Origin of the sequence: Terriglobus sp. 2YAB30_2 (genome assembly GCF_052114765.1) — a bacterium.
In the GTDB taxonomy this organism is placed as follows: Bacteria; Acidobacteriota; Terriglobia; order Terriglobales; family Acidobacteriaceae; genus Terriglobus.
Genome location: NZ_JBFRFJ010000012.1, coordinates 64830 through 83270 on the forward strand (window position 1 = coordinate 64830; position 18441 = coordinate 83270).

The 18441-nt window shown below is 58.5% G+C and carries 14 protein-coding genes; 8 read left to right on the top strand and 6 right to left on the bottom strand.

Annotation, left to right across the window (positions count from 1 at the left end; all coding sequences use genetic code 11):
• Positions 1 to 44 precede the first annotated feature (44 nt).
• The 4 genes from AB4Y89_RS17485 (at position 45) to AB4Y89_RS17500 (ending at position 3214) form a co-directional block, all read left to right on the top strand.
• Complete coding sequence (locus tag AB4Y89_RS17485) at positions 45 to 200, top strand: hypothetical protein (protein ID WP_442302224.1); 156 nt, start codon at positions 45 to 47, stop codon at positions 198 to 200.
• A gap of 47 nt (positions 201 to 247) precedes the next feature.
• The gene (locus AB4Y89_RS17490) at positions 248 to 2002 is read left to right on the top strand and encodes a DUF885 domain-containing protein (protein WP_442302225.1); all 1755 of its coding nucleotides are present in this window, start codon (positions 248 to 250) and stop codon (positions 2000 to 2002) included.
• Between the two features lie 270 nt (positions 2003 to 2272).
• Complete coding sequence (locus AB4Y89_RS17495) at positions 2273 to 2473, top strand: cold-shock protein (protein ID WP_147645673.1); 201 nt, start codon at positions 2273 to 2275, stop codon at positions 2471 to 2473.
• Between the two features lie 249 nt (positions 2474 to 2722).
• Positions 2723 to 3214, top strand: a complete 492-nt coding sequence (locus AB4Y89_RS17500; RefSeq protein WP_442302226.1) for a hypothetical protein — start codon at positions 2723 to 2725, stop codon at positions 3212 to 3214.
• Positions 3215 to 3310: 96 nt separating this feature from the next.
• Here the strand turns inward: AB4Y89_RS17500 and AB4Y89_RS17505 are convergent, their stop codons facing one another.
• The 4 genes from AB4Y89_RS17505 to AB4Y89_RS17520 form a co-directional block, all read right to left on the bottom strand.
• A complete protein-coding gene (locus AB4Y89_RS17505; RefSeq protein WP_442302227.1) occupies positions 3311 to 4009 on the bottom strand; it encodes a DUF4118 domain-containing protein in 699 nt (232 codons plus the stop codon).
• A 2-nt stretch (positions 4010 to 4011) separates the two neighbouring features.
• Complete coding sequence (locus AB4Y89_RS17510; protein ID WP_442302228.1) at positions 4012 to 5313, bottom strand: glycosyltransferase; 1302 nt, start codon at positions 5311 to 5313, stop codon at positions 4012 to 4014.
• A gap of 213 nt (positions 5314 to 5526) precedes the next feature.
• Complete coding sequence (gene dnaG, locus AB4Y89_RS17515; protein WP_442302229.1) at positions 5527 to 7299, bottom strand: DNA primase; 1773 nt, start codon at positions 7297 to 7299, stop codon at positions 5527 to 5529.
• A gap of 148 nt (positions 7300 to 7447) precedes the next feature.
• On the bottom strand, positions 7448 to 8155 hold the full coding sequence (locus AB4Y89_RS17520; protein ID WP_442302230.1) for an SIR2 family NAD-dependent protein deacylase: 708 nt from the start codon (positions 8153 to 8155) through the stop codon (positions 7448 to 7450).
• Positions 8156 to 8174: 19 nt separating this feature from the next.
• Between AB4Y89_RS17520 and AB4Y89_RS17525 the strand changes: the two genes are divergently transcribed.
• Positions 8175 to 8903 carry an RNA methyltransferase gene (locus AB4Y89_RS17525; RefSeq protein ID WP_442302231.1) on the top strand — a complete coding sequence of 243 codons (729 nt, stop codon included), beginning with the start codon at positions 8175 to 8177 and terminating at the stop codon, positions 8901 to 8903.
• A 391-nt stretch (positions 8904 to 9294) separates the two neighbouring features.
• Positions 9295 to 11616 carry a DPP IV N-terminal domain-containing protein gene (locus AB4Y89_RS17530; RefSeq protein ID WP_442302232.1) on the top strand — a complete coding sequence of 774 codons (2322 nt, stop codon included), beginning with the start codon at positions 9295 to 9297 and terminating at the stop codon, positions 11614 to 11616.
• Positions 11617 to 11695: 79 nt separating this feature from the next.
• On the opposite strand, the gene gluQRS is transcribed toward AB4Y89_RS17530, so the two are convergent.
• Positions 11696 to 12526: a tRNA glutamyl-Q(34) synthetase GluQRS gene (gluQRS, locus tag AB4Y89_RS17535; protein WP_442302233.1), complete on the bottom strand. Its 831-nt coding sequence runs from the start codon at positions 12524 to 12526 to the stop codon at positions 11696 to 11698.
• Positions 12527 to 12694: 168 nt separating this feature from the next.
• Between gluQRS and AB4Y89_RS17540 the strand changes: the two genes are divergently transcribed.
• Positions 12695 to 14563 (top strand): M2 family metallopeptidase, encoded by a 1869-nt coding sequence (locus AB4Y89_RS17540; protein ID WP_442302234.1) that lies wholly within the window; start codon positions 12695 to 12697, stop codon positions 14561 to 14563.
• Positions 14564 to 14720: 157 nt separating this feature from the next.
• Positions 14721 to 17519: a carboxypeptidase regulatory-like domain-containing protein gene (locus tag AB4Y89_RS17545; RefSeq protein WP_442302235.1), complete on the top strand. Its 2799-nt coding sequence runs from the start codon at positions 14721 to 14723 to the stop codon at positions 17517 to 17519.
• 19 nt (positions 17520 to 17538) lie between these two features.
• On the opposite strand, the gene AB4Y89_RS17550 is transcribed toward AB4Y89_RS17545, so the two are convergent.
• Entirely contained in the window at positions 17539 to 18426 is an 888-nt protein-coding gene (locus AB4Y89_RS17550) for a M23 family metallopeptidase (RefSeq protein ID WP_442302236.1), read from the bottom strand.
• Positions 18427 to 18441 lie beyond the last annotated feature (15 nt).

Sequence of the window (18441 nt, forward strand, 5' to 3'; positions counted from 1 at the left end):
TCCGGGACCTGCGGTATATGCCGTCTTCCGGATCGATTCGTCCCATGAACCTTGACTGCAAGCACCCTCAGGTCCGCGTCGTCTCCCGCGATGAAGATGCGGAGTTCGTTGAATGTCTCCAGTGCGGAGAAGTTTTTGACTCCGAAGAGTTCCATGACATGCAGATCGAAGAAGAAGTCCTCGACGACGAAGAAGAGTAGGCGGGAAGGGACGAGGAGTCCCGGACGATCTCTGGTATTGTCGCTGCATGCGTCTTCTCCATGCGGTAGTTCTCTCCAGCGGCATTGCTGTGTCTGCGGCCGCCTTCGCCCAGGTTGCACCCGTCGCTGAGCGAGTCGCCGCTCAAAACAAGCTCTTCGAAGACGAGTTCCAGGAGAGCCTGCGGCAGTCTCCTCAGCGTGCGACGGCTTACGGCGACTATCGCTATAACGACCAGCTCGACGACGTCTCTCTGGCGACGATTGCCCGCCAGAACCAGCACCGCAAGGCGTATCTGGCAAAGCTGGATGCGATTTCGACCACGGGATTTCCGGAGCAGGATCTGCTCTCGCATCAGCTCGCTGTCCGCAGCCTGAAGCTGGCTCTCGAGAACTACGAGCTGAAAGACTATGAGATGCCCGTCGACCAGATGGGCGGGCCGCACTCCAGTCTGGCGGATCTGCCGAATGCCGTTCCTCTGGATTCGGTGAAGCAATATGAGGACTACATCGCGCGGCTGCACCAGGTCCCGCGCGTCTTCCAGCAGACAATCGAAGCGATGAAGGCCGGTGAGAACGATCACCTGATGCCGGTGCGGTTTCTTCTGGAAAAGGTTCCGGGACAGTGCGAGGGAGTCATCCGCGCCAACCCGTTCCTCCGCCCGACTCAGAAGTTTCCTGCGAGCTTCTCTGAAGCAGACAAGAAGCGCCTGACCGATCAGATCACCGAAGCCGTCGAAAAAGAGGTGTTCCCGGCATACCGGCAGTTTGCTGCCTATGTGCGGGACGAGTATGCGGCGCACGGCCGGACACAGCTTTCGATCACCTCGTTACCCGATGGTAAGCGCCGCTACCAGGCGGCGATCTATAGCCGCACCACCACGAATCTGCCGCCGGCAAAGATCCACCAGATCGGTCTGGATGAGATCAAGCGGATTGAGGTTGAGATGACTGCGGTGGCCAAACGTGCCGGATATCCGGACCTGGTCAGCTTCCGGGCATCCCTCGTGGGGAATCCGAAGTACATTCCCACCTCGGAAGAGCAGATCCTCGACAACTTCCGCAAGGCGATTGCGCAGATGGAGCCCAAGCTTCCGCAGCTCTTCACTCTGCTGCCCAAGTCGCCGGTTACCGTCGAGGCTATCCCTGCTTTCCAGGCGGCCATGGCGACCCATTACCAGACCGGTACCCTCGACGGAAAGCGGCCGGGCCGCGTGTCGGTTGCGGTCTCCGATTTCCAGCACCGCGACACCATCAAGGACGAGGCGGTCGCGTACCACGAGGGGATCCCTGGGCATCACATGCAGCTCTCGATCCAGCAGCAGCTTACCGGCCTGCCCGGTTTCCGGCTGCATGGAGGCAACTCCGCATATGTTGAGGGCTGGGCGCTCTATGCCGAGCAACTGGGCAAAGAGGTTGGTTTCTACCAGGATCCGGTCTCGGACTACGGCCGGCTCTCTTCAGAGCTCTTCCGTGCGGTGCGCCTGGTCGTCGATACGGGAATTCACGATCTTGGCTGGTCGCGCGACCAGGTGGTCGAATTTATGAGAAATTCACATGCCGTGGACGAGCCTACGATTCAGTCGGAGACAGACCGGTATATCGCATGGCCGGCCCAGGCGCTCTCCTACAAGCTGGGACAGTTGAAGTTTGTGGAATTACGGGAGCGGGCAAAGAAGGAACTGGGGCCGAAGTTCGACATCCGGACCTTCCATGACGAGATGCTGGACGGAGGGGCGCTTCCCCTGGATGTTCTGGATGCCCGAACCGACCGCTGGATCGCGGCGCAGAAGGCGGCGCATTAGAGCATTTCTCCTGTAGGTGTAGTGTAGGGATTCGTTATCTATGGGCGTTTTCCATAATGAAAACGCCGCTGCACCCCTTCCGGGATACCCAGCGACAGGAAAATCCTCTATAGACGTGCCCCTGCGGAAAACATCACTGAGGAAATCTGGTATCATGAATCAACATCGTAGAATCCGATCTTGTAATCCCTGCATGTTCCCCCAAAGATGAACACGCAGAATTCCAAACATCAGAATTCAGCGGTACATCACAGGTAAAGAGGAACAACAATGGAACAGGGAACAGTGAAGTGGTTTAACGACGCCAAGGGATTCGGCTTTCTGAGCCGCGACAACGGTGAGGATGTTTTCGTGCACCACACCGCCATCAATGCCAACGGCTTCCGCTCGCTCGCCGAGGGACAGCGCGTTCAGTTCAACGTCGTGAAGGGCCCGAAGGGCTTCCAGGCTGAGAACGTTACGGCAGTCTAAGTTCACTCACGGATAGAGTGCCGAAGGGGACAGCGTTCGCGCTGTCCCCTTCGTGTTTAAGCTGACACAACTGCCGGCCGTGCATTCTGCATCTATCTCTTCATCCGGTTTATGGGCGGTCGAGAGCCGATAGCCCCTCTCCGGAAGGGTCCCTTATCCTTCCAGGGCAGTTGCGCTCCGCACGTCTTTCGCCCCCAACCAAAGCACGACAACGTCTGTAGCCAAATCGGCTTTGGAGAGATTACATCCATGCGTCATGTTGTTCATGACAAGTATTTTCTGAAGGATCTGCTTCGTGAGATTGACTTGTATGACCGCAAAATTGAGCATCTTCGGCATCACGCGCAGTTCGAGTCTGAACCCGAGCGCGACCGCGCTCTTCGTACCGCCACAACCCGTCGCGATAATCTGACAGTGACTGCCCGTAAGCTGATGGCTGAGGGAATTGTGTACGACCCCATGGGGCTACCCGCCTCTATGATGAGCCCGGAGCAGTTTGCTGAGCGCCAACAACACATCAGGCAGGAGCACGACCCGGCAGCAGTGGTTCCTCATGAAGTTCACGTGATGCCGGCGCCGTCTTCGGAGTCCTCAACTGAGGACAGCCCAGAACCGCAGACACCGTTTGGAGAGGCGATCGAACGCCTGCAGCAACAGGCGAAACATGCAGGCATGCCTCAGGTGAACTGGAAAGAGGAGCTATTGGACTATAAGCGCAAGCGGAACAAGATTCCGGCCTGAGCGTTGCGGCGCAAATTCGTCCATGCGTTGCCGGCCTCGACTGGTCTCGTGTGGACGAATTGGCGCTCGCAATAATTCTGGAATAGGAAAAACGCTTTAGTGCAGAAACGCCTGGGGATCGGGCGTCGGTGCTCCCATCTCCAGGCAGACCGCGAGAAGGCCATTTTCTTTGCCTTCAGGCCGGACGCCGCGCATCTCCACTAACCGGGTAACGCCTTCCGGCAGGATCATGTGGAACTGGAGGTCGATCTGGCCACTGGAAATAGCCTTGTGTATGGCAGCCTCAACGCGCTCGCGGTCCTGCCGTGCGATCTGCCGCAGCCAGTCGGCATAGGTGCGCGTGATGGTGACGTGGGGGAAAGCGGGCGAACTGAGTTCTACGCTTTCGCCGCCGATGTCATACCGCCACCAGTATCCGCCGGTGACCGCGACCGGTGACACCTTGCGCCAGGCACGGACACGGTAGTGAGAGCGAAACAGGACCGAGACCAGCAGCGCATTCAGCAGGAACGCCGCCAGACCGACCCACTCGCTTGTACCTTCTACCCTCCAGCTTCCTTCCGGGTAGCGAAGCACCATCTGCCCGGCAAAGCAGAGCGCGGTCGACAGCAGACCGGGCCCCAGGCCGCCGAACCAGGCGGCGAGGGTGACAGCAGCAAGCATCCATGCGGACTCCAGCCGAATGCCCACCCGGAGCAGCACAGTGCTCAGGACGATGGACAAGGTCGCAACACCGACGGCGGCACCGTAACGTACCGGCGAAGGGTAAGGATTAGGGAGCTGCATCTTTTGCATACTTAGAGTCCGCTATGCCTCGCTGCGCTTTGAGAGCCGCCGAATGGAAGTCCGGGCTCCGGCCGGCGTAATCTGCGCAACTCGGTCTCGATCTGTTGCATGAGATTTCCAGTGGAAGCCACGGCCGTGTACCTCTGCCGATAGGCTGTCCGGGCGTTTTGCCCCATGGTTGCCTTGGCGTGATTGTCCAGAGCAGCCCAGCGTTGCAGCAGGCACACCGTGCCCGCCAGCGTATCCGGCTCCGCCAGGCCCGCGCCTTCTTGAACTACATCGCGGTAGATCTGCACCTTATCGCTCAACAGGACCGGTGTCCCGCAGCACATGGCTTCGACAGTGGCGATGGCGAAGTTCTCCTGGTGCGAAGGAAGGACAAAGGCGTCGGCCTCCTGCAGCATGGCCCATTTCTCTTCGCCCTGCACCATGCCGGTCCAGAGAATGCGGTCCTCGATCTCAAGCTCTTTCGCCAGTTCGCGAAGATACCGTCCATATGAACGGTCCGCGGGGCCAGCTAAGACCAGCATCCGCTCGCTGTCGGTCTCGACACGGGCAAACGCCTTTAGAAGCAGATCGCATCCCTTTTTAGGATGGAGCCTGCCGAAGAACAGGAGATATTCTCTCTGCTCCAGTTGAGGCCATCTCTGATACAGGCCCGACGGATCGACAGGATGTTGTGGTCCCTCAATCCCCAGAGCCGCAACCATCGCCCGCCACTTATATGGAAAGAACGCCGAGGCGGAGCGGCGAAGCTCTTCGTCTGTTGTGAAGATGACGGAGGCCGCCCCATCGAGAGCATGGCGCCCGATCGTGTGCCAGTAAAAAAGCTTCTTCAGATGCTTGAAGCGAAAGCTCTGGTTGAACCAGGGGTCCAGCATGCCATGGACGAAGACAAAGTAGGGGACGTGACCGCGCAGCAGGGTGTAGGCCGCTTGATGCGGATACTGCCAGAGACCATGCACGATCACGGCATCGAATCGTGACCTATTCTTCTTCAGCCATTCGGCCAAACGGCTGGAATAGCCGTACCCGATGCCAGGGCCGAGCCGATGTACAGGAAATTCAAAGGCGGAGACGTCCGTAGCTTCGCCATCCGCACTGACCGCCTCGACGCTATACCCCATAGCGGCCTGCGTTTTGCCCAGAAGACGAACCACCTCTGCTGGGCCTCCTCCGCGGAGATCCAGTGACGAAATCAAATGAAGGATACGCACAGACACAGTCCTTGGGAGCCGGGTTAAGTTCAGCTCAGCGGCCGGGCGGGAAGAATTACGATCTTTTTCCGTATGATGCTTTTTATCGTGCAACATGTGGCATCGGAAGACTCGAATCGTTGAGATTCCAGGTGCCTATCTTTTGTCGGATAGCCATTCGGGATCGAAATCGTGGGATATCTGCTAACAGATTTGCACGAATGTCCTGAATTTAGATAGCGAAAAGCGCAACTTTTCACGAAGAACAATGTCTTAAGCCCGACATTCAAGACCGGTTATACGTTGGAGTCTCGGTTTCGATGCTCCAACCTATAACTCTCGTAACTGACGGCTAATTACCATTAGCTCTTCTGTTAGGCTCCCGACCATAGATGTATCTCCGCGCCGGTCGGCTTCGGCGATGGTTACGCGAATCTCGCGCTGCCTTCTTTCCAGGCCTCGGCGATGCAGAGTATGGAGTGCGCCGTTGAGCTGCATTGGCAACTGATCGTCTCCCGCGTGCGACTCTGCCAGAACGGTGGCGAGTACAGCGGCCAGTTGCGGCTCCGAAGCGGCCTCCAGAGGGTTGGCCGGAACAGGTGCGTTGGCAAGCTGTTCCATGAGGGCGGCGGTGGTCAGGCCGTCATACCATTCCGGGTGTGCGGCAAGCTGTTCGCTCGCCATCTGCCTAGGTGCGGAGCCCTCGGGTTGCACCAACGCGCGCAACAGCAGGCGTTCGGTCTCGGAGACAGGAGCAACCGCGTTCTGACGGACGGAGCCAAGCCGGTTGGCGGCTGCCTGCTTCATCTCCTGCCTGAGGATGGATGAGTCGATGCCAAGCTTCTGGGCTGCATCGGTAATAAAGGCGTCACGTTGAATCGCTGAGGGGACACGCCGAATGTGCGGCATGAGGTAGTTCACCGCCTTAACCTTGGCCTCCGGCGTACGCGGCGGAAACTGAGTACGTGCCCGCTCGATCAGATAATCGGAGTGTCTTCGGGCGCCGCGCAGAGCTGCACCATAGGCCTGGATGCCTTGTTCGCGGACAAAGCGGTCAGGGTCCAAGCCGCCTTCAAGAGTAACAACCTTAACCTCGAAGTCTTCTTCGGTAAGCAGCGCGATGGACTTCTCCGCAGCGGCGGCTCCGGCCGTATCAGGGTCGAAGTTCACGACAACGCGTTTGGTGAAGCGGGAGAGCAGGCGGACCTGGGCCTCGGTGAAGGCAGTGCCGCTGGTGGCCAGGACAGGCTGAATGCCGGCCATAAAGACGGAGATACAGTCCATCTGGCCTTCCACCAGCAGGGCGTAATCCTGCGCCCGGATGGCGGCTTTTGCTTTATCCAGATTGAAGAGGACCTGTCCCTTGGTATAGAGAGGTGTCTCCGGCGAATTGAGATACTTCGGAGTCTTTTCGTCAGGAAGCAGAGCACGCGCTGTGAAGGCGATGACCTTGCCCTGTTCGTTGCAGATGGGAAAGGTGACGCGGTTGCGGAAGCGGGCATAGAGATTGCCGGTTGGCAGTCCCTGCTGGTCCTGCTCTTTGCTGGTGAACAGACCGCTGGCGCGCAGCACCTCTTCGCTGAAGTGTTTCCGCAGCTCGTCGCGCATGTGGTTGAAATCGTCTGGGGCGAAGCCGATGCGGAAGCGTTGTACGGTCTCAGGTGTAATACCTCGGCCGCTCATATACTCGCGGGCGCGGGCTGCCATGGGGGAGTTCAAGGCTGCCTGGAAGTACTGCGTGGCGGCCTCGTGGACATCGAGAAGCTGGCGTCGCAAGCCCGCTTCCCGGGCCTCTTCAGGGGAAGAGAAGTCGCGTTTGGGCAGCGGGATACCGGCCTTCTGGGCGACGATGCGCAACGCTTCGGGGAAACCTACATTTTCCAGCTTCATGACAAAGGTGAAGACATCGCCCTTCTCATGGCAGCCGAAGCAGTAGAAGTAGCCGTGGACTGYGTTTACGGAGAAGGAGGGCGATTTCTCTTTGTGGAAGGGGCAAAGGCCGGAGTAGTTCTGGGCTCCACTTTTGCGGAGGCGGACGTACTCCTCGACGATCTTAACGATGTCGGCCTGCTGCTTGACGAGCTGTGCGAAATCATCCGCCACTGGTTCTTTCTAGTGTAGGTGAGCCGATGTTGCCCTAGAGCCTTCTCCCTGTCGCTGGGTATCCCGGAAGAGGAGTGCAGCGGCGTTTTCATTGCGGAAAACGCCCATAGATGCAGAAGTCCTACGCTACACCTACAGGGAAACGGCCTTATCGGAGAAAGCTCGGCAGCACCTCGGTGGCGTTGCCCAGGAAGATGGTGTCGAATGCCTCTGCATTCAGCGGTTCTTCCGGGCCGACATAGATTGTCTTCAGGCCACGCTGATTAGCGATCTGGACAAAGCCAGCGGCCGGATAGACCGAGCCCGAGGTACCCACAACCAGGAAATGGGTCGATGTCGCGAGACGGCTGTAGATCTCATCCATATTCAGCGGAATCTCACCGAACCAGACGATGTGCGGTCGCACTACCGCACCGCAGGTGGTGCATACCGGTAATGCAGCGGCCTTCTCATAGAAGGCATGGTCCGTGAAGGGTTCTTCGCAGCGCACGCACCGCGACTCGAAGAGGGAACCATGCATGTGGTGTACGCGTTGGGAGCCACCACGCTCGTGGAGGTCATCGACGTTCTGCGTGCAGAGATACAGGCGATCGCCAGACTTCTGTTCCAGGGCGGCCAGGGCGCGATGAGCTGCGTTCGGCTCCGCGGCCATGGCGTCACGCCTCCGCATGGAGTAGAAACGCCACACCAGCTCTGGATCGGCCTCCCAGGCTTCGGGGGTAGCGACTTGTTCGACACGGTAGCCATTCCACAGGCCACCGCTTCCTCGGAAGGTGGCAAGACCGCTCTCAGCGGAGATGCCGGCGCCGGTCAGGATAAAGAGACGATCGTTCTCGCCTAACCCAAGTTCGCTCATGCTGCCTAGAATAGTCCCTGTGCTGACACCTGAGCAGAAAGAGAACCTCGTTGTCGTGCTGGCCGGCGCGCGCAACCCGTTGAACATCGGCGCAGCGGCTCGTGCGATGAGCAACTTTGGCTTTCGCACCCTGCGGATCGTGACGGAGTTCCCGCTGCCGGTCACGGAAGCAAAGAGCGCCGTGGATGCCGCCGAGGTGATGCAACAGGCGACGGTTCATACCAGCTTCGCCGAGGCCATCGGGGACTGCGGCCTGATCTACGGCACGACGGCGGTCGGCAGCAGGAGACTGGAGCATCCGGTCGAGCCGTTGCCGCAGGCTGCTGCTGCCGTGAGAAATGTGCTGGCTGGAAAGCAGAGAGCGGCCATTGTCTTTGGCAGCGAGAAGACGGGCATGAGCAATGAGCAGATGAGCTACTGCTCCGGCCTGCTGACGATTCCGATGGAGGTACATGGCACCTCCATGAACCTGGGGCAATCCGTGGCGGTCTGTCTGTGGGAGCTTACTCGTGATGGAGTGAGCGGAGGTGTGAYGCCGGAGGATGGGTTTGCCGACAGCGCTGCGGTAGACCGTTTCGAGGCAGTGCTTCGCGAAGGTCTGACAGCGACCGGGTATGAGGCGAAGTTTCCGGCCAACTGCGGCGAAGAGATGACACGCCGCCTGGTGCGCCGGCTGCGGTTGAACCGGAGGGATGCCGAGATCTGGACGGGCATCTGGCGGCAGGTGCTTTGGAAGCTGCGGCAGTAGAGCATTTTCCCTGTAGGTGTAGCGCAGCGCTCCCGCATCTATGGGCGTTTTCCGTAATGAAAACGCCGCCGCACTCCCCCTCCGGGATACCCGGCAACAGGGAAAATGCGACTAGAGCATTTTCCCTGTAGGTGTAGCGCAGCGCTCCCGCATCTATGGGCGTTTTCCGTAATGAAAACGCCGCCGCACTCCCCCTCCGGGATAYCTGGCAACAGGGAAAATGCGACTAGAGCATTTCTCCTGTAGGTGTAGTGCAGGGCGTTTGCATCTATGGGCGTTTTCCTCAATGAAAAACGCCGCTGCACGCTCTTTCCGGGATACCCAGTAACAGGAGAAATGCTCTAGTGTGCCGATGTATGCTCAAAGGCATCCATTTGGAGGCAGTTTTCTGATGCGTCTTTCCGTGCACTCTGGTGTGTTCCTGTGCGTTTTGAGCACGGTCGCCCTGGCCCAGCAGGGCCGGGTCTATACCGATGCAGATTATGCCGCCGCTGAACAGCGGCTAAGCTACAACATCAATCCTCTGGTCTATCACCAGGTCAACCGTGTTGAGTGGATGAAGGATGGCCGCTTCTGGTATCGCGATGTTGGCCCGGAGGGAGCACAGTTCTTCGTTGTCGATGCGAAGGGAGCCAAGTCTCCTGCCTTCGATGCAAAGAAGGTAGCGGCTTCTGTAAGTGGCTTGCTGAAGCGGCCTGTAGATGCGGCGCGGCTGCAGATCAGCTCGCTGGAAGAGGGAAGCGACGGCAAGTCCCTGGAGATTGGAGTGCAGGGCGGCAAGTTCCTCTGCCAGAAGGCGGACTGGAGCTGCACGATGATTATGGCGCCGTCCGGTGGAGCAACGGGCCGGCGTTCTCCGGAGGCTCTGAGCCCCGATGGATCGCAGGCGGCCTTCATCCGCGACTGGAATCTGTGGGTGCGCGATGTGAAGTCGGGTGGAGAGAAGCAGCTTACGACCGATGGCGTGAAGGATTACGGCTACGCTACGGATAACGCCGGCTGGACACACTCCGATAGCCCGATCCTGGTCTGGTCGCCTGACGGTAAGAAGATTGCCACCTTCCAGCAGGATCAGCGCAGGACCGGTGACATGTATCTGGTTTCAACGCAGATGGGGCATCCGAAGCTGGAGCAGTGGAAGTATCCGCTGCCTGGCGATAAAGATGTGACGATGATTGAACGCGTGATCATCGATGTGCCCACCGCTAAAGTTCTGCGCCTGAAGATGGAGCCTGACCAGCACCGTTCAACCAACTGCGACGATGTGAGCTGCCGCGGCGGCTCCGGATGGGATGACGTGCAGTGGGATGAAGATTGCAAGACGCTGGGCTTTGTCTCCACCTCGCGCGATCATAAGTCCGCGACCTTCCGCATTGCTGATGTGGAGACCGGCGAGGTCCGCACCGTGATGAACGAGACGGTGAAGACCTACTTTGAGAGCGGTCATGCGGCGGTGGACTGGAAGTATTTGCCGAAGTCGAATGAGCTGCTCTGGTTTTCGCAACGCAGCGACTGGGGCCATCTCTATCTCTACGACCTGAAGACCGGCTCCTTGAAGAGCCAGATCACCAGCGGTGAATGGAACGTCTACACCGTGCCGAAGGTGGATGAAGAGAAGCGGGTGATCTACTTCACCGGTATGGGCCACGAAAAGGGCGATCCCTATTTCCACTACTTTTACAAGATCGGTTTTGACGGCAAAGGTCTGAAGCTGCTGACACCGGAGACAGCTGATCACAACATCGTGCTCTCGAAGGACGGCAAGCTCTTCGTCGATTCGTTCTCCACCGCCGATACGCCGACCACGACCGTGCTGCGCGACGGCGATGGGAAGCAGGTGGCGGAGATTGCAAAGACGGATGTCTCGAAGCTGACTGGATGGGTTGCACCCACGCCGATTACGGTGAAGGCGCGTGACGGCAAGACGGATTTGTATGGTTATCTCTACAAGCCGGTGAACCTGGATGCGTCGAAGAAGTATCCGGTCATTGATTACATCTATCCGGGACCGCAGACCGGCTCCTGTGGTGGGCGGAGCTTTGCCGCAGCGCGCGGTGACAACCAGGCGCTGGCGCAGCTTGGGTTTGTGGTGGTGTGTATTGACGGCATGGGAACACCGTGGCGCTCGAAGACCTTCCAGGACACCTGGTACGGCCAGATGGGCGACAACACCTTGCCTGACCAGGTAGCCGGGATCAAGGAACTGGCGTCGAAGAATCCGTGGATGGATCTGAATCGCGTCGGCATCTGGGGCCACTCGGGTGGCGGCAACGCGACGGCGGATGCCATGTTTGCCTATCCGGATTTCTTCAAGGTGGGCATCTCCGAGAGCGGCAACCATGACAACCGTCTGTATGAGGATGACTGGGGCGAGCGCTATCAAGGCATGCTGGAGACGAGTCCGGACGGCAAGACCAGTAACTATGACAACCAGTCCAACATCACGCTGGCGAAGAACCTGAAGGGCAAGCTGCTGCTGGCGCACGGAACGATGGATGATAATGTTCCGCCGTACGAGACATTGATGGTGGTGGATGCGCTGATCAAGGCGAATAAGACTTTCGACCTGCTTCTGATTCCAAACGCGCATCACGGCTATGCCGATGCATCGCGTTACATGATGCGGCGGCGTTGGGATTATTTCGTGACCAACCTGATGGGCGCGACACCACCGGCGGAGTACAAGATGAGTACGAAGCCGGATGTGTTCTAGGGTTAGGGCGAGTGAGGAGAGGCATGGCTACGGCCATGCCTCTTTTGTTTTGGACGGCCTATGCACCCGGATTCATTGCTTATTTCGCGAATGTGTCGATCAGTTGCTGTGGCGATATGCCCTGGGAGCGAAGGGTTCTCAAGGCGAGCGCATCGTGACGTTTGGCGAGTCGTTCACCGTGGTCGTCCAGCATGAGCTCAGCGTGGAAGTATGCCGGTGTTGGAAGGCCGAGTACCTGTTGCAGCAGGATCTGCCGCGCCGTGGACTTCAGTAGATCGCGGCCACGTACGACCTCGGTCATCAGCATGGCCGCATCATCGACAACACAGGCGAGCTGATAACTCGGCAGGCCGTCCTTGCGCCAGATGAGGAAGTCGCCGAAGTCTCCGCCGCCGATGAACTGTTGCGAGCCCAGATTGCCATCGGTGAACTGAATCAGCTCGCCGTCCGGCACTCGAAAGCGATAGTTCACACCGGCAGCGAACGGCTGCGGCTCTGCGTCTGCGGGACGGCAGTGATTGTCATACACCGGTTCGTCATCATCCTCGGCATGCGGAGCGGCGATGCGCGCCAGGTCTTTGCGGGAGCAGTTGCAAGCATAGGCAAGCCCCATCGCGAGCAGACGCTGCAACGCGTCTTCATAGAGAGGCAGTCGCTCTGATTGGGTATAAGGAGCAAAGGGACCGCCGACATCGGGACCTTCCTGCCAGTCGAGCCCAAACCATCGCAGGTCTTCCAGCATGGCGGCGGTGAACTCCGGTTTGCATCGCTGCCGGTCCAGGTCTTCATTGCGCAGCACCAGCACGCCGCCGGTCGCACGCTGCTGCGCGATCCAGAAAGTACGCGCATGCCCCAGGTGCATGTATCCCGTCGGAGTAGGAGCGATGCGGCCCCGGTAGAGGATGGACATATGTCCATCCTAGTTGCTGGTTGCTGGTTGCTAGTTCCTGGTTGCTGGTTGCGTCCTCGTCCACATCCGCTCTCCAGACTCTTCCGGAAGGTGCCTGGTAACCGATACTGCATAATCGGCAAGAATCAACCAGCAACCAGCAACTAGAAACTCGCTATACTGTCGGCCATGCGGAAACTCCTCCTGAGCTCTCTCTTTGTCGTTACGTGCGTACCGGTGTGGTCGCAGAAGGCGCCTACGGTTGCGGATGCGAAGGCCTTTGTCGATAAGGCCAATGCCGAGCTGCTGAAGCTCTCCACCGATGCCTCGCACGCGGAATGGATTGCGGAGACCTACATTACCGACGACACGGAGTCGAACACGGCTCTGCAGAATGAGCGGGTCACGGCACGTTCCCTGGAGCTTACCGCAGAAAGCCACAAGTTCGACAAGGTGAAGCTGCCGGACGATCTGCGCCGCCAGATCCTGCTGCTCCAGCTGGGAGCGCCCGCCGCGCCCAAGGATCCGAAGCTGCTGGCAGAGGAGACGCAGCTCGCGGCACAGTTGACCGGTATGTACGGCAAAGGCAAGTTCTGTGTAGAACCGCAGAAGTGCCTGGGGATCGATCCGCTGTCGCAGATCATGGCCAAGTCCCGTGATCCTGAGGAACTCAGGAAGATCTGGGTGGGATGGCATGACACCGGTGCACCCATGCGCCAGAAGTACGTGCGCTTCATCGAGCTGCAGAACATCGGTGCGAAGGAGCTGGGCTATAAGGACACCGGCGAGCTGTGGCGCGCGGGATATGACATGACTCCGGCGGAGTTCTCCGTCGAGCTGGAGCGCGCCTGGACCCAGTTGCAGCCGCTCTATGACGAGCTGTTTACCTACGTCCGCACACGGCTGATCGCGAAGTACGGCAAAGCGGCAGAGCGCGCCGACGGAAAGATTCCCGCGCAGCTGCTCGGCAACATGTGGGCACAGGAGTGGGGCAATATCTATGACATCGTCGCTCCAACTGATCCGAAGCTGGCGCAGTACAAGCCGGTGAACCTGGAAGAGGCATTGAAGAAGCAGATCGCGGCGAAGGATCCGGCTGCGGCAGCGGCATTCGCCTCCGGCACGGACCTGACAAGCGATGCCGGCCAGGACGCGAAGACGGCAGCCGGTAAAGCGATGGTGCGCTACGGTGAAAGCTTCTTTACTTCGCTCGGATTTCCGGCTCTGCCCGCCACCTTCTGGGAGCGCTCGCAGTTTATCCATCCGCGTGATCGCGATGTCGTGTGCCACGCTTCGGCCTGGGACCTGGACTCGGTCGACGACTTGCGGGTAAAGATGTGCATTGAGGTGAATGACGACTACTTCACCACCGTGCACCATGAGCTTGGACACAACTTCTACCAGCGTGCCTATAACAAGCAGCCGTTCCTCTTCCGAGGCGGAGCGAATGACGGCTTCCATGAGGCGATCGGCGATGCAGTTGCTCTGTCGATTACGCCCTCTTATCTGAAGGCGCTGGGATTGAGCGAATCGGAGCCTCCTGCCGAAGCCGACATCCCGCTGCAGCTGCGCACCGCACTTGATAAGATCGCGTTCCTGCCCTTTGCGCTGGCTCTCGATAAGTGGCGCTGGGGTGTTTTCTCCGGCGAGATCAAGCCGGCGGACTACAACAAAGCCTGGTGGGAGCTGCGGGGCAAGTACCAGAAGGTCGCCCCACCGGTGGATCGCTCCGAGACCGACTTCGATGCGGGAGCAAAGATGCATGTTCCCGCCAACGTGCCCTATGCCCGTTACTACCTGGCGCGCATCTATCAGTTCCAGTTCTACAAGGCGATGTGTGACGCCAGCGGTTATAAAGGGCCGCTGAACCGGTGCAGCTTCTTCGCATCGAAGCCGGCGGGTGACAAACTGGCGAAGATGCTGGAGGCAGGACAATCGCAGCCCTGGCAGCAGACCCTCAAAGAGATGACCGGCAGCGATCACCTCGATGCGCAGGCGATGGCGGACTACTTTGCTCCGCTGTATGAATGGCTAAAGATGCAGAACGCAAAAAAATAAGCTAACCGGTAGCGCTTCCCTCTGTCTAAGTCACAAGCCGGGCCAATTGGTTCTAAAAACGGGAAGAATTGACATACGAATCATTTCGTTGCAGTATTACGAAGTGATTCGTACATTGATTCTGTTTCCGGATGCTGAGTAGGGAGGGTTCCGTTCGATGAGAACCGCGCTGCGTTTTTTTGCCTTGTCTATTTGCCTTTGGGCAGCCGCACTGATTGCGCAGGCTGTGCCGCATGTCTCGCAGGTTTCATTGACGGCGCTCGATACCTCCGGTGCTGCGATCCCTGGTGCATCGGTGCATGTCTCTCCGCAGGTAGGGGAAGATCGGCAGACCGATGGTCAGGGAAATGTGACGCTACCGTTACCGGCCGGAAGCTATGACATCACGATCAAAGCCGATAACTTTCGTGAACGGACAATGAAGAAAGTGCTCGTTCTCGATGGCCGAACCACGCCGTTGTCGGCGGTCTTAGTCGTCGCAGGCGAAGACGAAGTCGTCGAGGTCTCTGGAGAGGAGCAAGTCTCGAACGACAGCAGCTCGAACAAGAGCGCCCTGGTCTTCAAAGGCGACAAGCTCGATACGCTCTCTGACGATCCGGAGATGATGCAGCAGCAGCTAACGTCGCTGGCCGGTGGCGATCCCACCAATCCTCCGCAGCTTTATGTGGATGGCTTTGCCCACGGAGACCTTCCCCCGAAGGAGAGTATCCGCGAGATCCGCGTCAACCAGAATCCGTTCTCGCCTTACTACGATCAGTTCGGCGGCGGCCGCATTGAGGTCTTTACCAAACCGGGAGCCAATAAGCTGCACGGCAACATTGCCAGCAACTTCGGTGCACAGGCGCTCAACGCCAACAATCCGTATGCGGCTTCGGTGTTGCCGTATACGAACTACTATCTCGATGGCGGTGTGAATGGCCCACTGGGCAAGAACAGCTCGTTCTACTTCACCTGGCAGCAGCGAGGTGTTTCGGCGAACCAGGTCATCAATGCGACCGTGCTGGACTCGAGTCTGAATCCGGTCAATGTGCAGCAGACCATCGCCAACAAGCGGTCGGTGCAGAACGATTCCATCCGGCTCGATCACCAGTTCGGCAAGAAGAACACTCTGATTGGGCGTTACAGCTACAGTAGTGTCCTGGTACCGGCCTCAGGAGCGGGGCAGCTGGTGCTGGCTTCGCAGGCTTACCGGAACAGTGTCCGGACAGACACCTTCCAGCTCACCGATACGCACATCTTCAGCCCTAAAGTAGTGTTGGACTCCGCAGTACAGTACCTTCGCAGCAAGACGAGCAGCGATGCCACGTCGAATACACCCTCACTGATCGTGCAGGGTTCCTTCAGCAGCGGATCCAATACTATCCAGCAGGAGCACGATCACCAGGACCGTATCGAGCTGCGCGAGGAGGCATCGATTTCTTTGGGGAATCACTACCTTCGGACCGGCCTCCGCTATCGCTGGTATCACGATTCGAATCTATCGAGAGCCGGCTACAACGGCCAGTTCATCTTTCCCTCACTGACCGCCTATCGCATTACCCTCGATGGCATTCAGCGCGGCCTCACTCCGGCGGCCATTCGCGCAGCCGGCGGAGGAGCAACGCAGTTCTCACTGACCGCGGGTACTCCGACAGCAGAGGTGAATACTGCGGACCTGGGTGTGTACTTCGATGATGAGTGGAAGCTGAACCGGAATTTTACGCTGAACCTCGGCATTCGCTTCGAATCGCAGACAGCGATTCCTGACCATTTCGATCCAGCACCTCGCGCGGGCTTTGCCTGGTCTGTCCTTCATCATGGAAAGGCGAAGGAGCCGTTCTTCGTAATCCGCGGCGGCTTCGGCATCTTCTATCAGAGGTTCGATGCCGGTAATATCCTCCGCACCTATCGCCAGAACGGCGTGACTCAACAGGCATTCATCGTTCAGAACCCTGACTTCTACCCCAACATTCCGCCGGCTTCTTCATTGCCGCAGTATCTGAACACCGTCTACCGGCTCGATCCAAATCTGCGGTCACCGATGCAGATGCAGGGGATGGTTTCGGTCGATCACAGCCTGGGCAAGTACGGCTCTATCTCGGTGCAGTACTACCAGCGCAAATCCACACACCAGTGGACCTCGCTGAATATCAACGCGCCATTGCCCGGTACATATGATCCCAGCAATCCCAACAGCGGTGTACGGCCGCTGGGAGGAAACAGCAACCTGTATCAGTTCTCCTCCAATGGTCTGTCAGAGGGCCATAGCCTGGGCATCAATGGAAATTTCAACGTGACGAAGTCGCTCAATGTCTGGTCGTTCATAGGCGTTGCCCGCCAGGAAGGCAACGTCAACTTCAGCACCAGCAGCGCCTCGGGTTTCTTCCCGTCGAACTCGTATAACCTCGGCGCCGACTACGGCAGGCTGGCTGGCTTCTCTCCGATACGCTACTTCGGCGGAGCGAACTGGAAGCCCGGCTGGGGCACAGCATTCAATGTCTTCATGTCCGCCTGGTCGCAGTCGAACTTCAACATCACGACCGGCACTGACCTGAACGGAGACGCGCAGTATAACGATCGGCCTGCGTTTGCGACAGATCTGACGAGATCTTCAGTAGTGCGAACAGCGTGGGGTAACTTCGACACCAAGCCGATGGCCGGGCAGACTATCATTCCCATCAACTACGGCACGGCGCCGGGACTGTTCTACATGGAGTTGTACTTCAATAAGAACTTCTACTTCGGCAAACGACCGGAGTCGCCGAAGGACACTGCGAAGGAGAAGCTGCCACAGAAGCCATATCGTTTCCAGGTCGGTATTGGCGCAGACAATCTGCTGAATACGAACAATCCCGGTGCACCTGTGGGTGTGTTGAGCTCGCCGTATTTCGGCAGATCTATTTCACTGAATACGCCGTTCACGAACAACAGCGCAGCGAACCGGGCGTTATTAATGCGGGGTGCGTTTTTCTTCTGAGTTGGTATGGAACGCGCCTTCAGCGCTCTTTAGGTTCGATTGCGCCAGTTTCCGGCAACTGCATCGCGAGCAACGCTGCGGGGCTCAGATTCTCACCACTCCAACGTAATGAAACATGAAGGTGTGGCCCTGTGACGCGTCCTGTCGCTCCGGAGAGGCCGAGTAGCTGGCCTTTCCTCACCATCGCTCCTGCCTTCACCTGCAGGCGCGAGAAGTGCATGTAGATGCTGAAGAGCCGATTGCCGTGATCGATGATGACGCAGTTGCCTTCCAGAAACATGCGTTGTGCCAGCACGACGCGGCCTGCGTTCAGCGCATGGACAGGAGTGCCGGGGCGTGCGGGAAAGTCTGATCCTCGATGGATGCTGATTTTCTTGCCGTTGAAGACGCGGTTGTCGCCGAAGTTGTCGAAGACCCTGGAGGCAACCGGAGCGGCAAAGCTGCCGGACCACAACGGTTGCGAGGCAGAGCTTGCAAAGGCACGCTTCTTTGCCGCCGCATCTCGCTCCATCTGCCGTTGCGCTGCGGGACTGGGCGCAATGAAGGCCTTCGCAACAGAGAGTGTGCTGGAGTGGAAGTTCGCTGCGGCTACCTGTAGCTCCTGCGTTGTGTTCAACGCTGCACCACCCGCATAGGTGCCACTGATCGCGAAGGGATACGATGCCGGCTCCTGTTCGACATCGGCTCCGGCGATGGCGTACCAGGTGCGGCTATCGATCGCAGGAAAGAAACCAAGCTCTTTGCCAAGCCAGGTGGCTGTGACGCGTGTTGCGGGGCGATCGAGCGTGAGTGTGAACAGTACCGGCGAACCCTGTTCGATGTGTTGCGGCTGCCAGGTTAGTGTCTGCGCGTTGAGCGCGGAGGCGGCAAGTGTCATCAGAATGACGAGCAGGCGATACCGGGTCATATCTCTACTGTGCAC